The 18,486-nt window shown below is 58.0% G+C and carries 17 protein-coding genes; 9 read left to right on the top strand and 8 right to left on the bottom strand.

What is annotated here, in order from left to right; all coding sequences use genetic code 11:
- The first annotated feature begins 34 nt into the window (after positions 1-34).
- Genes BTN45_RS18410 through BTN45_RS18420 form a run of 3 tightly spaced genes read left to right on the top strand, consistent with a single transcriptional unit; the run spans position 35 to position 2,834 of the window.
- A complete protein-coding gene (locus BTN45_RS18410) occupies positions 35-937 on the top strand; it encodes a sugar ABC transporter permease (RefSeq protein WP_006697215.1) in 903 nt (300 codons plus the stop codon).
- Complete coding sequence (locus tag BTN45_RS18415) at positions 934-1,761, top strand: carbohydrate ABC transporter permease (RefSeq protein ID WP_004445880.1); 828 nt, start codon at positions 934-936, stop codon at positions 1,759-1,761. The genes BTN45_RS18410 and BTN45_RS18415 overlap by 4 nt, the downstream gene beginning before the upstream one ends.
- Positions 1,758-2,834 (top strand): ABC transporter ATP-binding protein, encoded by a 1,077-nt coding sequence (locus BTN45_RS18420; protein WP_207590442.1) that lies wholly within the window; start codon positions 1,758-1,760, stop codon positions 2,832-2,834. Before BTN45_RS18415 ends, BTN45_RS18420 begins: the two co-directional genes overlap by 4 nt.
- Positions 2,835-3,016: 182 nt before the next feature.
- Here BTN45_RS18420 and BTN45_RS18425 read toward each other — a convergent pair whose 3' ends face one another.
- From BTN45_RS18425 to BTN45_RS18440, 4 genes are all read right to left on the bottom strand, one after another.
- Positions 3,017-3,793 carry an ABC transporter permease gene (locus BTN45_RS18425; protein ID WP_004445883.1) on the bottom strand — a complete coding sequence of 259 codons (777 nt, stop codon included), beginning with the start codon at positions 3,791-3,793 and terminating at the stop codon, positions 3,017-3,019.
- Positions 3,780-4,547, bottom strand: a complete 768-nt coding sequence (locus BTN45_RS18430; protein ID WP_060942253.1) for an ABC transporter ATP-binding protein — start codon at positions 4,545-4,547, stop codon at positions 3,780-3,782. Before BTN45_RS18430 ends, BTN45_RS18425 begins: the two co-directional genes overlap by 14 nt.
- 63 nt (positions 4,548-4,610) lie before the next feature.
- Entirely contained in the window at positions 4,611-5,612 is a 1,002-nt protein-coding gene (locus BTN45_RS18435; protein WP_022563095.1) for an ABC transporter substrate-binding protein, read from the bottom strand.
- A gap of 46 nt (positions 5,613-5,658) precedes the next feature.
- Complete coding sequence (locus tag BTN45_RS18440; protein ID WP_207590444.1) at positions 5,659-6,741, bottom strand: 4-oxalomesaconate tautomerase; 1,083 nt, start codon at positions 6,739-6,741, stop codon at positions 5,659-5,661.
- Between the two features lie 105 nt (positions 6,742-6,846).
- Here BTN45_RS18440 and BTN45_RS18445 point away from each other — a divergent pair, with 105 nt between their 5' ends.
- On the top strand, positions 6,847-7,743 hold the full coding sequence (locus BTN45_RS18445) for a LysR family transcriptional regulator (protein ID WP_004445891.1): 897 nt from the start codon (positions 6,847-6,849) through the stop codon (positions 7,741-7,743).
- Between the two features lie 78 nt (positions 7,744-7,821).
- Here the strand turns inward: BTN45_RS18445 and BTN45_RS18450 are convergent, their stop codons facing one another.
- On the bottom strand, positions 7,822-8,532 hold the full coding sequence (locus BTN45_RS18450; protein ID WP_207590446.1) for a DUF2161 domain-containing phosphodiesterase: 711 nt from the start codon (positions 8,530-8,532) through the stop codon (positions 7,822-7,824).
- A gap of 84 nt (positions 8,533-8,616) precedes the next feature.
- Positions 8,617-9,900, bottom strand: coding sequence for a cystathionine gamma-synthase family protein (locus BTN45_RS18455; protein WP_207590448.1), 1,284 nt, complete (start codon positions 9,898-9,900; stop codon positions 8,617-8,619).
- 123 nt (positions 9,901-10,023) lie between these two features.
- On the opposite strand from BTN45_RS18455, the gene BTN45_RS18460 reads away from it, so the two are divergent.
- From BTN45_RS18460 to BTN45_RS18480, 5 genes are all read left to right on the top strand, one after another.
- Positions 10,024-10,491 (top strand): Lrp/AsnC family transcriptional regulator, encoded by a 468-nt coding sequence (locus BTN45_RS18460; protein ID WP_006697222.1) that lies wholly within the window; start codon positions 10,024-10,026, stop codon positions 10,489-10,491.
- 159 nt (positions 10,492-10,650) lie between these two features.
- Positions 10,651-11,616: an MYG1 family protein gene (locus BTN45_RS18465; RefSeq protein ID WP_207590450.1), complete on the top strand. Its 966-nt coding sequence runs from the start codon at positions 10,651-10,653 to the stop codon at positions 11,614-11,616.
- Between the two features lie 152 nt (positions 11,617-11,768).
- Positions 11,769-13,037 (top strand): extracellular solute-binding protein, encoded by a 1,269-nt coding sequence (locus BTN45_RS18470; RefSeq protein WP_207590451.1) that lies wholly within the window; start codon positions 11,769-11,771, stop codon positions 13,035-13,037.
- Positions 13,038-13,048: 11 nt separating this feature from the next.
- On the top strand, positions 13,049-14,137 hold the full coding sequence (locus BTN45_RS18475; protein ID WP_207590452.1) for a sugar ABC transporter permease: 1,089 nt from the start codon (positions 13,049-13,051) through the stop codon (positions 14,135-14,137).
- Entirely contained in the window at positions 14,134-15,015 is an 882-nt protein-coding gene (locus BTN45_RS18480) for a carbohydrate ABC transporter permease (protein ID WP_082055394.1), read from the top strand. The genes BTN45_RS18475 and BTN45_RS18480 overlap by 4 nt, the downstream gene beginning before the upstream one ends.
- 84 nt (positions 15,016-15,099) lie before the next feature.
- Here BTN45_RS18480 and BTN45_RS18485 read toward each other — a convergent pair whose 3' ends face one another.
- Together BTN45_RS18485 and BTN45_RS18490 are read right to left on the bottom strand one after the other, a co-directional pair.
- Positions 15,100-16,398: a hypothetical protein gene (locus tag BTN45_RS18485; protein ID WP_207590453.1), complete on the bottom strand. Its 1,299-nt coding sequence runs from the start codon at positions 16,396-16,398 to the stop codon at positions 15,100-15,102.
- 95 nt (positions 16,399-16,493) lie between these two features.
- On the bottom strand, positions 16,494-18,458 hold the full coding sequence (locus tag BTN45_RS18490) for a cellulose synthase catalytic subunit (RefSeq protein WP_022563103.1): 1,965 nt from the start codon (positions 18,456-18,458) through the stop codon (positions 16,494-16,496).
- Between the last annotated feature and the right edge of the window lie 28 nt (positions 18,459-18,486).

An 18,486-nucleotide genomic window follows, 5' to 3' on the forward strand; every position in this document is an offset into this window, starting at 1 on the left:
CGGCGGCCCCGAGCGGAGCTTGCGAGGATTTCTTATGAAAAAGCTGCTTTCCAGCATCAGCGATGGTCGCGGTTTCGATATCGCCCTTGTCGCCTTTCCTTTGGCTTTCCTCTTCGTGATGGCGGGGTTACCCCTGCTTTACAACATTGTCATGAGCTTTCAGGAAGTCGACATGTTCAGCCTGGGCACCTTCGTGCGCCCGTTCGTCGGTTTCAAGAACTATGTCGATCTGTTCCGGCAGCCGGAAACCTGGCCCATCCTGATGAATACGGTAACCTTTGTCGTCGCTTCCATAGCGGGGCAATTTGTCATCGGCTTCGGACTGGCTCTGTTTTTCTGGGTCAATTTCCCCGGCGCCACCTGGCTGCGGGGCCTGTTCCTCGTTTCATGGGTCATGCCCGGCCTCGTTGTCGGTGCCATCTGGAACTGGATTTTGTCCGGCGACTTCGGGGTTCTGAACTTCTTCCTGCGCGAAAGCGGACTGATATCAGGCAATATTTTCTGGCGTTCGGATGCGAATTTTTCGCTCTGGGCGGTTGTGATCGCCAATATCTGGCTCGGCACCTCCTTCAACATGATCCTCCTTTCCGTCGGCCTCGCCTCCATTCCCGGCGATCTTTACGAAGCCGCCGAGCTTGATGGCGCCAACGCCTGGCAGCGCTTCTACACCATCACGCTGCCCATGATGCGCTCCACCATCGGCGCGATCATCTCGCTCGGGCTGATCTTCACCTTGCAGCAATTCGATCTATTTGCCGCCATTACCGATGGCGGACCCAATAACAGTTCCAACGTGGCGCAATATTGGGCCTGGGACCTGTCCTTCCGGCAATATGACTTCGGCAAGGGCGCGACGATTTCAGTAATCATGATCGTTTTCGTCATGCTGGCCTCCATCGTTTATGTGCGCTCCACACGGCATGAGGTACGCGGATGAGCATCAACAACCGTAACCGCCTGATGCTGGCAATCGCCATCATTCTTGCCATCATCTACCTCTTCCCGCTCTACTGGATGTATCTGACCTCGCTCAAAAGCGGCTCGGAGATGTTCGCCAACCCGCCCTCCTTCTGGCCTGGCGAACCACAATGGCAGACCTATGCCTATGTCTGGAACAGCCGCAACATGGGCCGTTACCTGTGGAATTCGGTGCTGATCGCTTCGAGTGCGGTGTTTTTGATCACCATCCTCGGCGTCGGCTGCGCCTATGTGCTGGCCCGTTATCGCAATGTCTGGGTGGATATCGGCCTGTTCCTCATCCTGATGCTGCAAGTCCTTCCAGCTTCATTGATGATCACGCCGATCTTCGTCGGTTTCTCGCAATTCGGGCTTCTGGATTATCCACGCCTGTCGGTCATCCTCGCCATTGCGGCGAAAAGCATGCCCTTCTTCGTTGTGCTGGTGCGCGCCACCTTCATGGCCGTGCCGCAGGAACTGGAGGAGGCAGCGCTCGTAGACGGTAATTCGAGGGTCGGCGCGTTTTTCAATATCGTGCTGCCGCTTGCCAGAAACGGCATCCTCGTCAGCGCCATTCTCATCTTCATGCAGGCCTTCGGTGAGTTCGTTTACTCCAAATCGATGATCCAGGCGGCGGAACTGCAGCCCGCCAGCGTCGGTCTCAATTCCTTCATGGGGCCCAACACCAGCGAATGGAACAACATCATGGCCTATGCGACCATGTATGTGACGCCCATTCTCGCCCTCTTCATTCTCTTGCAGCGCCGCATCGTATCCGGCCTGACATCAGGAGCGCTAAAATGACCCTTCAGATCGAACTATCAGGCGTCAATAAATATTACGGCGCTTTCCATGCCCTGAAGAACATCAACCTTTTCATCAAGAAGGGCACCTTTGTCGCCCTTGTGGGACCATCCGGCTGCGGCAAGTCCACGCTTCTGCGCTCGCTTGCCGGGCTGGAGAGCATCTCGGCCGGTGACATGCGCATTGCCGGCACGCTGATGAACGGTGTGCCGCCGCGCAAGCGCGATGTGGCGATGGTATTCCAGTCCTATGCGCTCTACCCGCATATGACGGTCGAGGAAAACCTCACCTATTCGCTGCGCATGCGTGGTGTCGCCAAGGCGGAAGCCCGCAAGGCCGCGGAAGAGGTTGCCGCCACGACGGGGCTTTCCAAGCTCATGAAGCGTTATCCCCGAGAACTCTCTGGCGGGCAGCGCCAGCGTGTCGCCATGAGCCGGGCGATCATCCGTAATCCGCAGGCCTTCCTCTTCGATGAGCCGCTCTCCAACCTCGATGCGGCCCTGCGGGTTCACATGCGCAAGGAAATCCGCGCCCTCCACGACCGCCTGCATGCCACCTCGGTCTATGTCACCCATGACCAGATCGAGGCGATGACCATGGCCGATCATGTCGTCGTGATGCGTGACGGGGTAATCGAGCAGCAGGGGACACCGCTGGAGCTCTATGACCATCCCGTCAACCGCTTCGTCGCAGGCTTTATCGGCTCCCCAGCCATGAACTTCATCCCGGCGACCGTGAGTCCGGATGGCGCATCGCTCCAGCTGCGGTTCGGCGACGGTGAACCCCTGCAGTCGATCAGGAGCCCCGCCCCCCTGCAGCCGGGCAAACATCTCATCGTCGGCATCAGGCCCGAACATATCAGCCCCGCTACTGCAACGGGAGCGGCGTTGAAACTGCCCGTCTCCGCTGTGGAGACAACGGGCTCGGCAACTTTCCTGACACTCGGCACATCCACGGAACTGGTGATTGCGATACAGGGCCGCAGCCCGGTCAAGGCCGGCGAGGTTATCGGCCTCGACGTTGACCCGTCCGATATGCATCTCTTCGATGAAGAGACAGGCGCTGGCTTGTAAACCGGTGAACCGCAGCGAAGCGGGACGCCGGTCGTCTTCGGTTGACGATCCCCGATCGTCCAGCTCCAGAACTCGAAGCTCTGCCGTGTAATGTCGGAAAGGCCATGGCCCATGTCGCCGGGACGGTTCAAAAAAACGGGGCAGCCAAATGGCTACCCCGCTGGATTTCAGCTACCTCGGCCTTATGCAGGCCGCTCTTCGCCTGCGTTGGGCCTCCACGTGATCAGCCTTTTCTCTGCGACATCGAGAATGAGGTCGATGATGAGGACGAAGACCGCAAGGATGATGATGCCTGCGAAAACGCCGACCGCATCGAAATTGCCTTCCGACCGGGCAATGAGGTAGCCGAGGCCTGCAGAAGCCCCAAGATACTCTCCGATGATCGCGCCAACCACCGCAAAGCCGACGGAGGTGCGCAGCGACGACAAAATCCAGCTCGCCGCAGCGGGAAAATAGACATGACGCAGCAGATCCGTGCGCCGCGCCCCGAGGATGCGGGTATTTGACAGCACGACCGGATTTACTTCGCGCACACCCTGCATGGCGTTGAAGAAGGTGACGAAAAAGACGAGCGTAACCGCAAGGGCAACTTTCGACCACAGACCGAGGCCAAGCCAGAGAACGAATATCGGAGCCAGGACGACGCGGGGAATGGCGTTTACCGCCTTGATGAACGGATCAAGCACGCGGGCGACGAAGGGGCTGAGGCCCAGCCAGACGCCAGCGCCCACCCCGAGACCGGTGCCTATGAGATAACCGAGCACGGTTTCGCTGAGGGTAATGCCGACATGCTTGTAGAAGCCGGCATCCGCTACCCAGTCGATCACCTGCCTGACGATATCGTAGGGTGCGGGAAAGAAGAAGCGATCAATGGCGCCGGAGGACACACCGAGTTGCCATCCGCCAAGAAGCACGACCAGGAGAACGACCTGGATGATACGAACATTAACGGCTTGCATAGCTTTTCTCCACTTCGCCGCGCAGGGACGCCCAGATATCGCGATAGAGCGTCATGAATTTCGGATCGAGTTTGATTTCAGCGACGTTGCGGGGTCGTTCGAGATCGACGGGAAAGCTCTCGATGACACGGCTCTTCGGACCCGCAGCCAGAACGACGACCCGATCTCCGAGCGCAATAGCCTCCTCCAGATCATGGGTAATCATGACCACCGCCCGGCGATCCTCCTGCCACAGGCGCAGCAATTCGTTCTGCATGAGATGGCGGGTGTGGATATCGAGTGCCGAGAAGGGCTCGTCCATCAGGATGACCTTCGGCTCGGTAATCAGCGCCTGCGCCATCTGTACGCGTTTACGCTGCCCGCCGGAAAGCTGATGCGGAAAACGGTCGCCAAAACCCTTGAGGCCGACTTTTTCAAGCCATGCCGTGACCTTGGCACGCCGCTCGTCCTCGGCAACGCCCCGGAACATCAGACCAAGCTCGACGTTTTGAAATGCGGTCTTCCAGGGAAGGAGGGCGTCCTGCTGAAACAGATATCCGATATTGTTCTGCACGCCCTGGACCGCTGAACCGTCGATGGAAACCGTGCCCTGCGCGGGCTTCAGCAAGCCAGCAATGGCATTGAGGATGGTCGACTTTCCGCACCCGGTCGGTCCGACAATGGAAAGAAACTCGCCATCGCCGACCTTGAGGTTAACGTCCTGGACTGCAACAAACGCACCGAATGCCATGGTGACGTTCTCGATCGCGACCATGGGCTGTGGTTTGAAGTCCGCCACTGGCTCTAGCTTTCTGACTGGGGATGACATGGCGGCCTCTCAGTTTGCAGCCTTCGAAGCCGCGGCTTCGACGAACTTGTTGGTATAGGTGGTGTTGAGGTCGATCGACGCCTTTGCCACTGCCTCGTTGAAGGTCTTGAGAACGGCAAGCGGCGTTTCGAGATCGCCGGGCTCGAATTTGCCGTCTTCCGAGAAGATAGCCTTCGCGGCTTCGACGGCCTTGATGTAGGTTTTCTTGTCCCCGGACACGAAGTCGTCAGGAAGCTTCTCGACGATTTCTTCCGCCGAATGCTGCTTCATCCAGTGCAGCGCCCGTACCGTGGCATTGGTGACCTTCTGGATCACTTCGGGATTCGCGTCGATATACTCCTGGGTCGCGTAAAGCACGGAGGTCGGATAGATGCCGCCATAAACATCTTTTGCGCCCTGATCGCTGCGTGCATCGATGAGGATTTTGCCCAGCCCGCGTTCGACGACAATCGTGGCCGCCGGGTCATAATTGACGAGCAGATCGATCTTGCCCTGCTGCAGGGCCGCAACGGCGGCAGCACCCGAGCCGACGCCAATGATGGAGATATCGTTGTCGCTTAAATTGTGCTGCTTCATATAGTAGCGAATGAAGAAGTCCGAGGAAGAGCCCGGCGAGGTGATGCCGACCTTCTTGCCCTTGATCGTCTCAGGCTTTGCAGGATCGAAGTCAGTATCGTTCTTGCCTGCAAGAACCAGACCCGAGTTGCGGGCGAGCTGAACGAAGCCCACGACGTGCTTGTTCTGGGACTGCATCTGAATGGTGTGGTCATAAAAACCGACGGCGACGTCCGTGGAGCCGGCGACGAGCGCCTGTAGCACCTTCGAGCCTCCCTGGGCAAAGTTCTCGGTCGTCACATCAAGCCCCTCTTCCTTATAAAAGCCGAGGCTGGCCGCAACGGGGAAAGGCAGGTTGTTGAGGTTGTATGAGCCGACGCTCATTCTGACAGATTCGGCATTGGCGGTTGCCGCCAGCGCACAGAGCGCGGCCGTTGCAAGCAGGTATTTACGCATGAGGGTCTCCTCCCGTTTCGCGATATTTTAGCCACTATGGCCTTGTCTATGCTGCGTCTTCAATCGCAGCCATTGGCTTGGCGAAGGCAAAGCCTTCGAACAGCCTGCGCGCCGTCCTTACAAGTCCGGCTGTTATGTCTCCGTTTCGCATTTCCAGCTGTACATCCAGACGACCTGCGGGATGTTCGATGCGGATCTGGGTCGGCACGGAAAGCCCTCCTGCCGCACTATAGGCGACGGTGCCTTCCGTTACGGCCGCCGTCGCGATGCCGACAGCGCCGGTTGTCGCGAGGGCAGGATGGCACTCGTTCGGCATGAAATACCTGACCGAAAATGTTCCACCCCGCCGCGCCGGCGCTATGAGGACCGGCTTTGGGATGACCATATCCCGAACGTCTCCCATCCCCATCATCTTTCCAGCCTCGATGCGTATGCGGGTCATCCGTTCAATCAGGTCTCGATTGGCGGAGAGCGATTGCGGATCTTCGTAGCCGGTGACGCCGAGATCAGCTGCCCGCATGAGAACCATCGGAATGGCGCAATCTATTGCCGTTACATCCACCCCGTCGATCACATCGACGGGTTTTCCGGTCGGCAACAGCCTGCCGGTTTTCGCGCCGGCTGCATCCATGAATGTCAATGCGATGGGTGCCGCAAGACCCGGAACACCGTCGATCGATGCGTCACCAAGATAAATTACCTCGCGGCCCCGCGTCGGCACCTTCGCCTCGATCAGTTTGCCGGTATTCACGTTGTGAATCCTGACAAGCGTATCATTACCCTGCGCCGGCACGAGCCCCGCCTCAATCGCGAAGGGACCGACGGCGGCCAGCATATTTCCGCAATTGGGGGAATAATCGACATGCTGCCTGTCGGTGCGCACCTGTGCGAACAGATAATCAATATCGGCGCCGGCGACCGTGGAAGGTCCGATGATCGCCACCTTTGACGTAACCGGATTGCCCCCGCCGATACCGTCGATCTGCAGCGGATGGCCTGAGCCCATGATGGACAGCAGAGCCGCATCCCTTGCCGCCGGATCTCGGGGCAAATCGGAAGCCAGAAAGAACGGTCCGCGAGACGTTCCGCCGCGCATCAGCACACAGGGTATCTTCATCAGATCGTTCATGATTAGCCTCAATCTTGCATTTTTCGGATCAATGCGCCGCGTTGTTGCAATATGGGCAAAAGAGTCTAATCTGTTAAATGCAATGTTTTGGAGGTTTATTGCGAAATGAGCATCAATTGCGAAATACTGGATTTGCGCGCATTTCAATCCGTAGTTGAGCTTGAGAGCTTTCACAGGGCCGCGGAGGCGCTGCATATCTCCCAGCCGGCGCTCACCCGCCGCATCCAGAAGCTGGAGCAGGCCATCGGCGCACCGCTTCTGGAGAGAACGACCCGACATGTCGCTCCCACCGCCATGGGCCAGGAGGTGATGCCGCTTGTCCGGCGTATGCTGGAAGAATTCGATGGGTCGCTGTTCGCCATGAAAGATGGCGCGCAACGGCGCGGCCTCATCACGATGGCCTGCGTTCCCACCGCCGCTTTCTACTTTCTTCCCACGGTTATCAAGACCTTCAGTCAGCAATATCCAAACATCAGGCTGCGCATCAGGGATCTGACGGCAAATGAGGGGCTGCAGGCGGTTGCGAGAGGCGAGGTGGAATTCGGCATCAACCTGATGGGCAATTCCGATCCCGAACTGTCATTCGAACCGCTGATCGATGACCCGTTCGTGCTGGCGATGAGGAAAGATCACCCGCTGGCGAATTTCGAAACGATTGAATGGAATCAGCTGGAAGCCTATCCGCTCGTCGTCGTGGACCGTTCAAGCGGCAACCGGACGCTTCTAGACGGCGCGCTTGCGAGACACAATCTAAAGCTGAACTGGTTTTATGAGGTGACTCATCTCAATACGTCTCTCGGGCTGGTCGAAGCCGGACTGGGGATTTCCGTTCTGCCGCGGCTGGCCACGCCGCAGGACGAACATCCATTTCTCATCACCAGGCCGATCGTCAATCCCGTCGTCTCCCGTACGATTGGCATTGTGCAAAGGCGAAGCAGTGCCCTTTCGCCCGCCGCGGAAAAATTCGTCCGGCTGCTGCTGGAGACCTGGAAGACACAGTAATCACCTGATGGGTCGGGTTCAGAGAGGCCCCCCGACCCCGCAATCCTGATCTTCTGAAGCCTTTAAGGCTTTTCGCTGTCAGGTTTCTTCGAAGCCGACCGTGCCTCGCACAGCCCCGTCGACAGCCTTTGCCGGCACGTCCTGCTGTGGCCACCGCTGCAGGGCTTCGTGTCCGGCCTCTGTCAGACCGTAGACTCCCCGGTCGAGTCGTTCGAACCAGCCATAAACATTCGAAAGCAGTATCTTCCCGGCATCGGGTATATTGGACCTGACCTCACGCACGCGCATCGGACCCGACGCCAGCGCCACGGCGCAGCCAAGCGCCTGCTGGCGATACGCTGTCATTATTGGCATGCGCGTGCTCCCACCCGCCGTGGGATCGCCCCGCCGCCTCTGGTGTTCCCGCATGAGCCGCGACCGCCGTTTCGGATTGGTTCGCGGCATAGGCGAAACGGCGCCGACGATGATGCTGACGTCACCGGCATCGGAGATTCCCAGCATACCGATCCCGAGCCTGCGGCAAAGATCGCGGTAACGCCTGTCAGCCTCGCGGCCCTTACCCCTGGCAGAGACCCGGGCGGCGATCCACACCTCATCTGCGATAGCCGCGCGATCGACGGCCTGCAAAATGAGCTCCAGATTGAAGCTCAGCTTTAGCTCGCAGATGACGACGACCGGCGGATCGTTATCGCTCAAGCCAACAAGATCACAGCCGCCGACTTCGCCCTTGACGGTATAACCCGCCTCTTCGAGGAAATCTTTCACGGGCAGATAAAGCGAAGTTTCCATATGCCTGAAGGTTCACGTGATTATACACCCCCAGATATATCGATCCGCCTGCACAGGACAACCTCTTGGTCGGCACGTGGAGCGTCAGACCTGATCCAGTGAAAGGGTCAGGTCGGCGATAAGATCGTCGGGGTGTTCTATGCCGATTGACAGCCGGATCGTGGAATCAAGCACACCGATACGCTGACGGACATCGGCAGGAACGCCCGAATGCGTCATCGTTGCGGGATGAGAAGCAAGGGACTCTGTGCCGCCAAGGCTTACCGCAAGTTTGAATATGTTGAGCGCATTGAGAAATTTGAAAGATGCGGCCTGCCCGCCGACAATGTCGAACGAGAAGGTGGATCCCGCCCCGGAACATTGGGCGGCAAACACCTTGCCAACCGCGGATGCCGGATCGCTGAATGGCAGGTAGTGGATTTTTTTGACCTTGGGATGGGCATTCAGGAATTCAGCCACAAGCCTGGCGTTGCTGTCCGCCCGCTCCATCCTGATTTGCAGCGTCTCCAGAGAACGTCCGAGCATCCAGCACGAGTGCGGATCAAGCTGCGTGCCGATCGCCCCGCGCAGGGCCTTCACCTGCTTCATCACATCCTTGCGCCCCAGCGCCGCCCCGGCGATAAGATCGGAATGCCCGCCAACATATTTTGTCAGCGAATAGAGCGAAATATCGGCGCCATGTTCTATGGGCCGCTGGAATACAGGACCAAGAAGCGTGTTATCGCAGGCGATGATCGGCCTGTGCCCCTGCCTTTTGCTAATCACCTCGGCGACCCGGCCTATCATGGCGATGTCGACAATGCTGTTCGTCGGATTGGCGGGGGTCTCGATCAGGATAACGGACACCCTGCCTTTCGCCATCGCCTCCTCTGCCGCCGCCATGACCGAGGTTTCGCTGACACCATCGGCGAAACCCACTGCCGACACGCCGAAATTATGAAAAGTCTTCGCGAGAAGCGTTTCCGTGCCGCCGTAAAGGGGCTGGGAATGGAGCACCGTATCGCCGGGCCGCACGAAGGCGAAAAGCGTCGTCGAAATCGCGGACATGCCCGAGGAGAAGAGCGCACAGCTCTCCGTCCGTTCATAAACTGCAAGACGATCCTCGACGATCTCGCTGTTTGGATGGTTGAAACGCGAATAAACGAGACCGGCGCCTCTGCCCTCCGGCGGCTCCTTGCGCGCGGAGACATAATCGAAGAAGTCGCGACCATCTTCTGCCGACTTGAAAACGAAGGTGGATGTCAAGAACACCGGAGGCTTCACGGCTCCCTCCGACAACTCCGGATCATACCCGTAATTGAGCATCTGGGTTTCGGGATGAAGAGCATGGTTGCCGATATGGGTTTTGGACGGATGCGGCGCGGTCATTTCCGATGATCCCTCAGCTGGCGTTGAACTTCCTGCAGGTTACACGCAATGAAGTCGAAATGCCTTGCATTTTGGAGCGTTTATATGCCCCATGAAGCAATATATTGCGGAGAATTGTAATTTATGTCGCAGAAAATTGCAGACCCGATCGACCGGCGGATACTTCGGGAATTGTCCGCCGATGCACGGATCACGAATAACGAACTCGCCGAGCGCGTGGGGCTGTCGGCATCCGCATGTCTACGCCGGCTTCGACGCCTGGAAGAAATGGGTGCCATCAAGGGATATTCCGCCATCATCGACCCGGCAATCGAGGGATGGACCATGACAGCTCTCGCATCCATTCGCCTCAGCCGCCAGCATGATGATGAAATCCGGATGTTCGAAGCGGCGGTTCTTGAGTGGGACGAGGTTCTCGAATGTCATCTTGTCACGGGCACGAAGGATTACATGCTGAAGGTCATGTGCGGCGGACTGGAGGATTACGAGCGTTTCATCAAGGACAAGATCGCGAAGCTGAAATGCGTGGACACCATCGAGACCAGCTTCGTCATGAACACGATCAAGACGCGGCGCATCTGGTCGTCGTAACGCGCGGACAATGTCGCGCTGGCTGCATGCTGTCCGCACCTTCCGGGGGAAATTTTGATCCGAATTAGGGTCGTGGCGGGTTGAGATGATGTACGGCAAAGGGTATCAGGTGCCCCATTCTCGGGCGGCTCTTCCGCAAGCAACAAGGCACATCCTGACATGAACCCGGACTTCCTCGTCACCCATTCCGGCGGCTTCCATGCCGATGAACTTCTGTCGAGCGTTGTGCTGACACGGCTTTTCCCGCAGGCCCGCCTCATCCGCAGCAGGGCACCGGAATGGCTCGCTGCCGGTGCGGACCGCATCATCTACGACGTGGGCGGCGCCTACGACGCAGCAAGAGGAATGTTCGACCACCACCAGCGCGGCGCGCCGTTACGCGATGACGGACAGCCCTACAGTTCGTTCGGGCTGATCTGGAAGCATTTCGGCCGCGATTATCTTGCTGCCTTCGGCGTTCCAGAAGACCACATCGAAACCATTCACGCTGCTTTCGATGCCGGTTTTGTGTTGCCTGTTGACCTGGTTGACAATGGGGCGCTCAGCCCCTCGACGGCCGGACCGCTCGCCGGGCTGACCCTGCCCGTCCTGCTCGAAACTCTGAAACCCGTTTTTGATGACACCGATCCCGAAGCGGACAATCGCAATTTCCACGCGGCGCTGGGCATTGCCCGCAGCTTCGTTGAGGCAAAAATAACCAACAGTGCCGCAAAGTTGCGCGCCGAAGCGCTTGTGAAGCAGGCTATCGTGGATGCTGGCGAAGGGCATATTCTCGAGTTGCCGATGGGAATGCCGTTCCGGCCCGCCATCGTGAAGGCAGGCGCCGATCATCTGCTCTTCGTCGTTCATCCGCGTAACAACGACTGGTGCCTGACCGGTATCCGGCGCGCCGACGAGGGCTTCGCGTTGCGGGCGGATCTGCCGGCGGCCTGGGCAGGCCTGACTGACAAGGATCTGGAAGCGGTTTGTGGCGTGGAAGGCGCGACCTTCTGCCATAACGGCCGGTTTGTCGCAGCTGCAAAGACCCGCGACGCCGCGTTGGCCATGGCAGAACTGGCGGTGAAAGAGGCTCTCTCCTTCAGCAACAATGCACCGACGACAGAGCCGTCAAATGGCGGGATCTGAACGCCTGGCTGCTGATGCGGTTCGGGCGGGGCAAATCGGCGATCCTGTCTGCATTTTTTAAAACGCGGTTCTACGCGTAGCGTCTGGACGCAAATTTCTGCGGAACAATCTGTAGATGTTGAAGTTACCCTTCGTGAGGAGGAGGACCATCTATGACCAGCAGAGCCATTTTTGCGGGGGCAGCAACTGCCCTGTCGATGCTTTTTTCCACCGCCGCACTGGCCCAGACCGACCTGACGATGTGGTATCACGGCGCAGGCAATGTTGAAGAACGCAAGATTCTGGCCGGCATCATCGAGGACTTCAACTCGTCCCAGTCGGACTGGCGGGTCTCGCTTCAGGAATTCCCCCAGAATGCATATAATGAATCCGTCACCGCTGCTGCACTTTCCAACAAGCTGCCAGACATTTTGGATGTCGACGGTCCGAACATGCCCAACTGGGCGTGGTCCGGATATTTGCAACCACTGAAGATCGACGAGGCAAAGCTTGCGAATTTCCTGCCCGGCGCCGTGGGCCGGTGGGGAGACAAGCTATATTCGGTCGGTCTGTGGGACGCTGCCGTGGCGGTTTTCGCCCGCAAATCGGTGCTCGATGAAAACGGTGTCCGCATTCCAACTCTTGAACAGCCGTGGACCGGCGAGGAATTCAACGCAGCCCTTGAGAAGCTCGCTGCCAGCGGCAAGTTCGAATATGCCATCGACCTCGGCATGGCCGATAAAACCGAATGGTACAGCTATGCCTTTAGTCCCTTTCTGGAAAGTTTCGGCGGCAGCCTGATCGACAAGGAGAATTATCGAACCGCCGAGGACTTCCTCAATGGAGACAATGCCGTCAAGTTCGGGGAGTGGTGGCAATCCCTGTTCGCCAAGAAGCTTGCCCCCGGGACATCGCAATCACCCGCCGACCACGAAACCGGATTTCTAGAAGGTCGCCACGCCTTGCAATGGATGGGCAACTGGGTTGCGGTGAAGGCTCTGGAAAAATATGGAGACGATCTGCTTTTCCTGCCTGCGCCTGATTTCGGGCAGGGTCCGAAAATCGGCGCGGGGTCATGGCAGTTTGGTGTTTCGGCCACCAGCAAGCATCCCGAAGGCGCTTCCGCCTTCATCGAATTCGCCATCCAGGACAAATATCTCGCGCAGTTCTCGGATGCGATCGGTCTTATCCCGGCCACGCCCTCGGCAGCCCAGATGACGAAGAATTACAAGAAGGGCGGCCCGCTCGAAGTTTTCTTCGAACTATCCAGACGCCAGGGTACGTTGCGTCCTGTCACTCCGGCCTACGCCTTCATCTCGCCGGTCTTCTCCAAGGCTCTTTCCGACATTGCCAACGGTGCGGATGTGGCCGATACCCTCGATAATGCAACGGACGAGATAAACAACAATCTGGAACGCAATTCCGGTTACCAACCCAAATAGGGGCGTGATCGATGGCGCTCTTTTCTTCACAGGGAAAACCGGCCCGGGACAGCTTCACGGGCTGGTTCATGGCCGCACCGGCGGTGGTGCTGATCGGGCTCTTCCTGATCACACCATTTCTGCTGGGGCTGGGTTTTTCCTTCACCAACCAGCGGCTCACATCTCCCAACCCGACGGAGTTCGTCGGCTTTGAAAACTACAGCCGGCTGCTGGGCGTCGGTGTGCTGACGCTCAAGCCGGAAAGGCAGGCCGATGGAAGCATCAGCCGGGATGCGGATGGCTCCATCTCCTATCCGAGAATTCGTAATTTCACCCGTAACAACCCCGACTATCCTCATCTGGACGGAATGCGGGAATATAAGAACTTCAGCTGGGGCGAGAACCGGATCGTCATTCTCGCACGCGACGTCGTATTCCTGACCGCCGTCGTAAACACCCTTTCCTTCGTGGTCGTGGTCGCGCCGGTTCAGGCGGCGCTGGCGCTGTTTCTTGCCCTGTTGGTGAACCAGAAAATCCCCGGCGTCACGATTTTTCGTGCGATCTATTTCATGCCTGTGGTCTTGTCGGTGGTGGTGGTGGCGCTTCTCTGGCGGTTTATTTATGCCGCCGATAATGGGCTCTTGAACAGCCTTCTGAGCTATATGAGTTTTGGGCTCTTCCAGCCCGTCGACTGGCTGGGCAGAACCGATACCGCCTTATGGGCCATTCTGGTGATGTCAGTCTGGCAGGGCGTCGGTTTCCATATGGTCATCTGGCTTTCCGGCCTGCAGACTATCTCGCCCGATCTCTACGAGGCAGCGGACATTGAAGGCGCGAGCCGCTGGCAGAAGTTCTGCATGATAACCTGGCCGCTGCTGCGCAACACGGCGGTGCTCGTTATCATCGTCATCACCATGCAGGCTTTTGCGCTTTTTGCGCAGATCGATGTGATGACCAAAGGCGGGCCTCGCGACTCTACGCAGAGCATCGTCTATCAGGCGGTTGAGCGAGGATACCGCCAGCAGGACATAGCCGCGGGCTCCGCAATTTCTGTCGTCCTTTTCCTGCTTGTCCTGTGCATTTCGCTGACCCAGCGCTACCTGACAAGGGAGAAGCAATGATGCAGGCCGGACGCCGCAAAAGTCCCGTTTTTCTCATCGGTAATTACGCGCTCATGCTCGCCTTCGCGGCGATCTTCATCCTGCCCCTGTTGTTCATGGGGTTCTCATCGCTAAAACCGAACGACCAGCTGTTGAGCGATGCGACTTCGATACGAGCCTTCCTGCCGGTGGGAGATCTTTCGCTCGAAAACTATACTGCGGCTTTCGCCCGGGCGCCGATTGCGACCTTCATATTCAATTCCGTTGTGGTAACTGGCGTCACCGTATTTCTCGCCCTGCTGCTCGGCTCGCTTGCCGCCTTCGCTTTTACGTTTTTGAACTGGCGCGGCAAGGACCTTCTCTTCTCGATCATTCTCGCCACGCTCATTATTCCGTTTGAGACGATTGCCGTACCGCTGCTGCTGGAGGTTAACAATCTGCCATGGATCGGCAGCGGCGGGTTTACCTGGGGTTGGCTCAATTCCTGGCATGTGCAGATCATTCCATGGATCGCGGACGGATTGACGATTTTTCTCTTCGTCCAATATTTCAAGGATCTGCCGAAGGAATTACTGGAGGCGGCACGCATCGACGGAGCCAGCTGGCTGCGTATCTACGCACAGGTGGTAATGCCGCTCAGCGGGCCGGTGATCGCAACAGCTGCGATCTTGAAGTTTCTCGTCATGTACAGCCAGCAGTATCTATGGCCGCTTCTGGTCACGCAGTCCGAGGCTTACCGGCCGGTGATGGTGGGGCTGCAGTATTTCTTCCAGCTCAACACGCCCTGGGGTGAAGTCATGGCCTATCTCACCATTATTACCCTGCCCGTGCTGATATTTTACCTGTGTCTGCAGAGGCTTTTCATCTCCAGCATCGCAGCAAGCGGGATAAAGGGATAGCGTTTTGAAGGCTGCCCGGCATCTTAAACCACCAGGCCCGCCGCCATCCGGTCTGGTTGCGATCTCACGACAATAACATCCTCCTTACCCCCTGCCGGGACGGGTATAATTCCGACAGGGACGTGTGCAACTGCTTTCTCTCAAAAACGGGTTCCAGTCTTTCGCCGCCAGGATTGCCCAGGCAGTAGCGCCGACATGCGGCAGTCTGAAATATTTGAAATCGGCAGAGGTCGAGGCAGGCCCGATCATCAGCCCCGTCGTCAACTCCGGCCCGACAGTGGCGTAGACCAGGCCATCGGGCGATACCTCAGCATCGATACTGGCAAGCAGGGCTTCGGCCCGCCCGGCGTGGCCTGCATGCTGAAACGCAAGCGCTGCCTGCGCCGTGCCTTCCAGCCAGATGCCGTCCCGGTCATCGTTGAAATCGAAGCCTTCCCCGACCGCATAGTGCCGGTCGACCCATTCCAGCACGCGCTCGGCGCGGCCGCGGAATTCCGGAACGGCGAGGATCGGCCAGAGTTCGGAATCTATTCCCGACTGGGTTAAATTGGGCTGATCGCTGCCGGGCAGGCTACCAACATAAAAACGACCCTGCTGCTCATTCCACATGGCGTCGAGGAACTTGCCTGCCCTGTCCTCCATCGCCCGCCAGGTTTTATCGTCCCCACTCTCAGTGAGCCAGCTGGCAACGGCGTAAACGTCAAGATTGTGCTCCGTCGATTTCCAATCGAGTTTCATCGGAGACGGTTCATGGCCGAACGTGCCGCCCGTGTACCCGATGTCACTGTCACCCTTGGTATATGCATCGATCCAGCGCATGATTTTTTCCGCGGCCTGCAAATAGGCTGGATTGTCGGAGCGTTCAGAGGCGGTAAGCAGGGCAAGGGCCGCCCAGGCGAGATTGCCTGTCGCACTGCCGACCTGATAGCCGTCTTCGACCCAGGCAGTGCTGGCGGCATTCCAGAAACCGGGCAGGAGCATAACCTCCGTTTTGCTGACGACCGGGCCGGAGCGATAGGCGTTGCGCAGGCGGCCATCACTGTAACGGCGGTCACGGTTCACGGCCAGCAGCAGCGCATCGGCAACCCTTGTTGCTTCGGCGTCTTTCCCACATGCAAAAAGAGCGATGGATGCCAGCGCATTGTCATAGGTAAAACCCGTATTCGAAAGCGCCGGATCGAGCGCCTTGCCATCGGGCACGGGCTCGAAACTGCGGAACACGAAGGGCGCGGGAGAACCATCCATCTTCCCGGCAAGACCCGCGCATAAGCGCGAAGCGAGCATATCGCGGACGGATCCGGATGCAGCGCGCCCGTCACCTCCAGCCAACACTGTCATGACACAGGACATCAGGATCGCAGGGATGATCGATCTGAGAGGCATGAGCGGAATTCCCGTATGATCGAAACCTTTCAAGGCGGCAGCCGGCCATCGGGACCGTGTTGTGTCCAGCAAAGTCCTGTTCAATCGCCCCCTGATTAGCTGAAGGCCCTTGCGAGCAACATCTGCATGGATTTTATCAGGTCGCCCTGTTCCGCCACATTTTCCGGTGCAGTGCGGAAAAGCAGCCGCAGGATAGCCCGATGCTGCTCGGCGGTTGCAGCAAGGCAGAATTTTCCGGGTATTAACTGGTCTTTTGTTGCATCGATCTGCAACCAGCCCACCTCCGGCACGAATATGGCCTGCGCTTCTGTAGAAGAAGTGAAACCCGCAAGCGTCACGGTTTCAGTCGACAGTGCCACGATCTTCACCCCTGTCACCGCATTGCCCTGCCGTAATTGTCCGCCGAGGTTTACGCTGATCGGCTCCTCCCTGTCGAAGCGCGGCAATTCGATGCAGCAGATAAGGCTGATGAAGGCAATGACCATGGCGACGGCCGACCAGATAAGGTTGAGACAATCGCGCGCCGAAAATTCCACGGGTGCGTCCCATCCATAAACGGCAATCAGCACGGAGATGGCCGAAGTGAGGGTTACAAGGGCAAAGAATAGCGCCGTCGGGCCGTGAACGCGCACCTGTGACCTGTCTCCGCCCTTTTCCGTGACCTTGAAGGGGCGTCCGAAAGGTTTTCGCATGGCCTGAAAAAGCGTGATCGTGATCGGAACGGCGGTCAGTGCGTGTGTCACCTCGGTGAAAAGCGGCAGTGTGCGCTTTCCCGATATCCAGGTGGAATAGGCCCAGAACAGCGCCAGCGATGACAGACCGAGTTGCATGAACATCAACTCATCGGCCTGGAGCGCGGAAACGCCGGTCAGCCAATAGATGGAAGGCGCGAGCAGCAGGCAAAGGATGAAGGGTTTCGAAAGCCAGCAGAACAGGCCGTGCAGATAATGCAGCCGCTGCGTCAGGGTGAAATTGCCGCGCCACAGCGGCCCGGTGCGCAAAAGTCCAATCTGGATGGTGCCGAGACACCAGCGCGTGCGCTGCGTGATATACTCCGGCAGGCCTTCTGCCGATAATCCGACGCTGAGCTTTTCATTGAGCCAGCGTGTCACATACCCCCGTTCCATCAACCGGTAGGTCAGCAGCATGTCTTCCGAAAGTGCATCATGCGGGAAACCTCCGAGTTCGTTCACCGCTGCCCGCCGCAGAACGAAACTCGTTCCGACGCAGAACGCACAACCGACCGCGTCCTTTGCAGGCTGGAATACGTCGAAGAATACCCGTTGATCATCCACGAAGGAATTGCGGATACCGAGATTATGCTGGATGGGGTCGCTGTTGAAATAAAATTGCGGTGTCTGCACCACGGCCACTTTGGGATCGGCAAAAAGTCCGGTCACGCGTGACAGGAAATTGGCCTGCGGCGCAAAATCAGCGTCGAGAACCATGATGAAATCTGAAACTTCCGACAGCGCATTGGTGTGGACAAGCGCATTGTTCAGGTTCCCCGCCTTTGCGTGCTTATTGTCCGGCCGCGTCACGTAATTGACGCCGACTGTTTCGCAATAGTCCCGAACCTCGGACCTGCGCGTATCGTCGCAGACGAAAACGCGCAACCGCGGATATTGCATTGCCTGAGCCGCGACAATCGATTTTTCAAGCACGTTCAAAGGTTCATTGTAGGTGCAGATGAACACATCGACCAGCGGCGCATTGGGATCGCCCGTAATCCCGGCTTCGGCTTCGTCTGCAATGGAAGACCAGTCCGTTCGTCTTGTCAGGATCAGGATCGATCCCATCGCATAAAGCACGGAGATCAGTTCGAAAGTGAAATAGATGTAATTCCAGGCGGTTTCCAGCGAAAGCTCGAAGGGAGGCAGCGTATCGGTGGCGCGCCACAAAATATAGACGCTGAGCGAAAGCAGCATGATGGTGCTGAACGCCAGCCGGTCCAGCGTTCGCCGCGGGTCGGCAAGCATGGTGAACAGGATCGCGCAGAGGGCGATGATGAGATTGACATAAAGGACGGACTGAACATCGCCCTCTGAAGTGAAATACATCGCTTGTCCTCATGGTTGACCGGATACG

Origin of the sequence: Rhizobium sp. ZX09 (assembly GCF_017357485.1) — a bacterium.
GTDB lineage: Bacteria > Pseudomonadota > Alphaproteobacteria > Rhizobiales > Rhizobiaceae > Agrobacterium > Agrobacterium pusense.